Genomic DNA, 4,310 nt, shown 5'->3' on the forward strand with positions numbered 1-4,310 from the left:
CGGGCCAGGCCGTCGGTGGTGTCCATCGCGACCGCGCGGACGCGGTCGTCGCCGAGGTGCTGCTGGACCTCGCAGACCAGCCACTCCGCGCCGGCCTCGCCGGAGACGCCTTCCTCGGCCTTCGCGGCCTCGGGCAGCTTCACGCGGATCGCGTTGTAGATGTGGGGCAGCTTGTCGGGGAAGACGGCCTCGATGACGACGCCCTGGATCTCCTCGATGCGGCCGACGTTCTTCTCGCCCGTGTCAGCGCCGGTGGGGCGCTCGGTGGTGCTGGCTTCCATGATCTCTGGTTCTCCTGGGACGTTCTAAGTCTTGTTGTAGGCCTACGTGAGCGCCTCAGCGCCGCCGACGACTTCCATGATCTCCTGCGTGATCTCCGCCTGGCGGACGCGGTTCATCTCGAGCGTCAGGTCGTCGATGACCTCGCCGGCGTTCTCCGACGCGCTGCGCATCGCGGTCATCCGGGCGCCGTGCTCGGAGGCCGTGGACTCCAAGAGCGCGCGGAAGATCGAGATCTCCACGTAGTCGGGGACGAGGCGCTCGAGGATCGCCGCGGGATCGGGCTCGTACTCGACCAGCGCGTGATGGCCGGTGTCGCCTTCGGCGCCCTCGGTCTCACGCTCGGTGCCCTCGAGGATCGTCGCCTGCTGCAGCGGCAGCAGCGTCTCGCGCCGCACCTCCTGCACCAGCGGCGACACGTAGCCGTTGTAGAAGATCTCGACCTTGTCGACGTTGTTGTCGATGTAGTTGGCCATGAGGTCCTCAGCCACCTCGCGGGCGTTGGCGTAGGCCGGGCGATCGGTGAAGCCGGTGAACGCGCCCTTGGGGTCGCGGCCCCGGAACGTCAGCGACGAGACACCGCGGCGGCCGGTCGCCCAGAAGACGACCTCCTTGCCCTGCTCCTCGTACTCCTGTGCGGCGCGGATGCCGGCGCGGATGATCTGCGAGTTGAAGGCGCCCGCCAGGCCGCGGTCAGCGGTGACGAGCAGGAGCGCGACGCGCTGCTGCGACTCGTGCTCGGCCAGGATCGGCAGCGCGCCGATCTCCCCACCCGCCGCCTCGGCCGCCTGGCGCGTCATGCGGCGGATGGCCCCGGCGTAGGGACGCAGGTGCTCGATGCGCTGCTCCGCGCGACGCAGGCGGGCGGCGGCGACCATCTCCATCGCCCGCGTGATCTTGCGGATGTTCTGGACCGAGGCGATCCGGTTTTTGACGTCGCGCTGCGACATGCGTTACGCGGTGGCCCCGGCCGGCTGCGCCTCGGCCTCGTCGCTGGAGGACTCGTCGCCCGAAGCTGCCGGCGGCGGCGTGGAGGAGGAGCGCTCCTTGATGCGGTCGCTCTCACCCTCTGACAGCGGCTGGCCCTCCTCGTCGAGGTCGTAGCCGAAGTCGTCGGCGAAGGTCGAGATGAGGTCCTTCAACGCCTTCTGGGTCTCGTCGGACCAGTCGCCGCCGGCGATCTTGTCCAACAGCTCCTGGGACTCGGAGCGCGCACGCTGCGAGAGGCCGTCGAGGAACTCGCCGATGCGGTCGACGTCGATGCGGTCGACGAAGCCGTTGGTCGCGGCGTAGACCTGGGCGACCTGCACGCCGACCGGCAGCGGCTCGCGCTCGTTCTGGTTGAGCGTGCGCACCAGGCGCGCGCCGCGGGCCAGCGTGCGCTGCGTGTCGGGATCGAGGTCGGAGCCGAACTGCGCGAAGGCCTCGAGGTCGCGGTACTGCGACAGCTCGATCTTCAGGCGGCCGGCGACCTTCTTCATCGGGCTGATCTGCGCGTTGCCGCCCACCCGTGAAACAGAGATCCCGACATTGATCGCCGGGCGCACGCCCGCGTTGAAGAGCTTGGGCTCCAGGAAGATCTGGCCGTCGGTGATCGAGATCACGTTGGTCGGGATGTAGGCCGACACGTCGCCGGCCTGGGTCTCGATGATCGGCAGCGCCGTCATCGAGCCGCCGCCCAGCGCGTCGCTCAGCTTGACCGCACGCTCCAGCAGACGGCTGTGGAGGTAGAAGACGTCGCCCGGGTACGCCTCGCGGCCCGGCGGGCGGCGCAGCAGCAGCGACATCTGCCGGTAGGCGAACGCGTGCTTGGTGAGGTCGTCGTAGGTGACGACGGCGTGGCCGCCCTTGTAGAGGAAGTACTCGGCCATCGCGGCGCCGGCGTACGGAGCCAGGAACTTGATCGGCGCGGCCTCGTCGGCGGCTGCGGCGACGATGATCGTCTTCTCCAGGGCGCCGGCCTCGGCCAGCGTCTCGGCGATGCCGACGACCGTGGCCATGCGCTGGCCGATCGCGACGTAGACGAAGACGAGGTCGGAGTCCTTGTTGTTGATGATCGTGTCGATCGCGATCGCCGTCTTGCCCGACTGGCGGTCGCCGATGATCAGCTCGCGCTGGCCACGGCCGATCGGGATCATCGAGTCGACGGCCTTCAGGCCCGTCTGCATCGGCTCGGTGACCGGCTGGCGCTGGACGACGCCCGGGGCCTTGAACTCGGCCGGGCGGCGCTCGGTGACCTCGATGTCACCCTTGCCGTCGAGCGCGATGCCCAGCGGGGAGACGATGCGGCCGAGCATCTGATCGCCGACCGGGATGTCGAGGAGGTGACCGGTGCGCTTGACCGTGTCGCCCTCGACGATCTTCTCCCACGGGCCGAAGAGCACGGCGCCGACGTTGTCGGACTCGAGGTTGAGCGCGAGCGCCGTCACGTCGTGGGGCAGCTCGAGCATCTCGAACGACATGCAGTTCTCGAGCCCGTGGATGCGGGCGATGCCGTCGGCGACCGAGAGGACGGTGCCGACCTCGGTCAGCTCGGCCTGTCCCTGGTCGAGCCCCTCGATGCGGGACTTCAGGATGGAGGTGATCTCGTCGGGCTTGATCTGCATGCGATTCGGGTTCCTTGGAAGGTGTGAGCTCGTGCGACGCGCTAGGTGTGCGCGACGCTGCGGCGGAGGTTCTCGAGGCGGTTGCGGATGGAGGCGTCGAGGATGGAGTTCCCGACGCGGACGATCAGGCCACCCAAAACATCAGGGTCGACCGTCGAGGTCAGCTCGATCTGCTGACCGGTCTGCTTGCCGATGGCGTCGCCGATGGACTTGACCGTCGTCTCATCCAGCGCGACGGCCGACGTGATGGTGACCGGCAGGAGCTTGTTCTCGTGCTCCCACAGCACCTCGTAGGCGCGACGCAGACGGAAGATCGCCGGCATCCGGTGGTTCTCGATCAGCAGCTGCAGGAAGTTCTCGACCACGGGGTCGACACCATCCAGCAGCTTGCCAAGGCCCTGCTCCTTCTCCTCGGTGGAGAAGTAGGGGGCGAAGAAGAACGTGGTCAGATCGTGGCTGCCGTCGAGCGCCTCGGCGAACTGGCCGAGCTGCTCGCGGACGACGTCGAGCTTGTCCTGCTCCTTGGCGACCTCGAAGAGGGATCGCGCGTAGACCTGGGCGATCTCCTCCATCTAGCGGCGCTCCCCCAGGGCCGAGAAGTCGAGCTCCGACAGCGCCTCTTCGACGAGCCGACGCTGGTCGTCCTCGTTGAGGGTCTTCCGGGTGACGGCCTCGGTCGCGGCGACGGTGAGGTCGGCCACTTCCTTGCGGATCTCCTGGATGGCGCGGCGGGTCTCGGCCTCGATGTCGCGGCGGGTCTGCTCCAGCAGCTCCTCCCGCGTCTCCTTGGCGGCCTCCAGCGACTGGCGCTCGGTGGCCTCCCCCGCCTTGCGGGCGCGGGCCACGATCTCCTCGGCCTGGGCGCGAGCCTCTTTGAGGCGCTCGCGGTACTCGGCCAGGATCTCGTCGGCCTCAGCCTTGGTGCGCTGTGCCGTGTCGATCGACTCCTCGATCATGTGCTGGCGCTTCTCCAGGGCCTCGGAGATGCGCGGGAAGGCCAGCTTGCGCAACAACAAGAACGTCACGAAGAAGACGATCAGCGTCCAGATCATGAGCCCGATGTCCGGGCTCACGAGGAAGTTGCTGCTCTTGTCCTTCGCGGCGTCCGCCGCGGCCAGCGGAAGAGCGGTGATGAGGCCGGTCAGCATCCGTGCCTAGCCGAGGAAGAAGGCGATGAGGCCGAAGATGAACGCGTAGAAGACGATCGCCTCGGTCAGTGCGAAGCCCAGCCACTGGATCGACGTGATCTCGTCGCGCATCTCGGGCTGGCGGGTCACGGACTCGATGACCTTGCCGAAGATGAAGCCGACGCCCACGCCCGGGCCGATGGTGCCGAGGCCGGCGCCGATGCCCAGCGCGATCGCCTTGCCGGCCTTGCGGCCGTACTCCTGCGGATCAGCGGCCTGGGCCAGGGTGGTCACCTGG

5 protein-coding genes and 1 pseudogene are annotated in these 4,310 nt (G+C 68.4%); all 6 read right to left on the minus strand.

Going from position 1 to position 4,310, the window contains the following annotated elements; translation table 11 throughout:
* Positions 1–281 (minus strand): annotated as a pseudogene (locus VGO10_RS19200) (F0F1 ATP synthase subunit beta); the annotation flags it as partial.
* A 42-nt stretch (positions 282–323) separates the two neighbouring features.
* Complete coding sequence (atpG, locus tag VGO10_RS19205) at positions 324–1,229, minus strand: ATP synthase F1 subunit gamma (RefSeq protein ID WP_327471424.1); 906 nt, start codon at positions 1,227–1,229, stop codon at positions 324–326.
* A 3-nt stretch (positions 1,230–1,232) separates the two neighbouring features.
* Positions 1,233–2,885 carry a F0F1 ATP synthase subunit alpha gene (gene atpA, locus VGO10_RS19210; protein ID WP_327471426.1) on the minus strand — a complete coding sequence of 551 codons (1,653 nt, stop codon included), beginning with the start codon at positions 2,883–2,885 and terminating at the stop codon, positions 1,233–1,235.
* Between the two features lie 41 nt (positions 2,886–2,926).
* The gene (gene atpH / locus VGO10_RS19215; protein ID WP_327471428.1) at positions 2,927–3,457 is read right to left on the minus strand and encodes an ATP synthase F1 subunit delta; all 531 of its coding nucleotides are present in this window, start codon (positions 3,455–3,457) and stop codon (positions 2,927–2,929) included.
* Positions 3,458–4,033 carry a F0F1 ATP synthase subunit B gene (atpF, locus tag VGO10_RS19220; protein ID WP_327471429.1) on the minus strand — a complete coding sequence of 192 codons (576 nt, stop codon included), beginning with the start codon at positions 4,031–4,033 and terminating at the stop codon, positions 3,458–3,460.
* A 6-nt stretch (positions 4,034–4,039) separates the two neighbouring features.
* On the minus strand, positions 4,040–4,310 hold a 271-nt coding region (gene atpE, locus VGO10_RS19225), incomplete at its 5' end, for an ATP synthase F0 subunit C (protein ID WP_327471431.1).

Source organism: Baekduia sp. (assembly GCF_035996765.1).
Lineage (GTDB): Bacteria > Actinomycetota > Thermoleophilia > Solirubrobacterales > Solirubrobacteraceae > Baekduia.

Coding starts and splice junctions, on each gene's coding strand:
- atpG (WP_327471424.1), bottom strand. CDS start 1,229: ATGTCGCAGCGCGACGTCAAAAACCGGATCGCCTCGGTCCAGAACATC.
- atpA (WP_327471426.1), bottom strand. CDS start 2,885: ATGCAGATCAAGCCCGACGAGATCACCTCCATCCTGAAGTCCCGCATC.
- atpH (WP_327471428.1), bottom strand. CDS start 3,457: ATGGAGGAGATCGCCCAGGTCTACGCGCGATCCCTCTTCGAGGTCGCC.
- atpF (WP_327471429.1), bottom strand. CDS start 4,033: ATGCTGACCGGCCTCATCACCGCTCTTCCGCTGGCCGCGGCGGACGCC.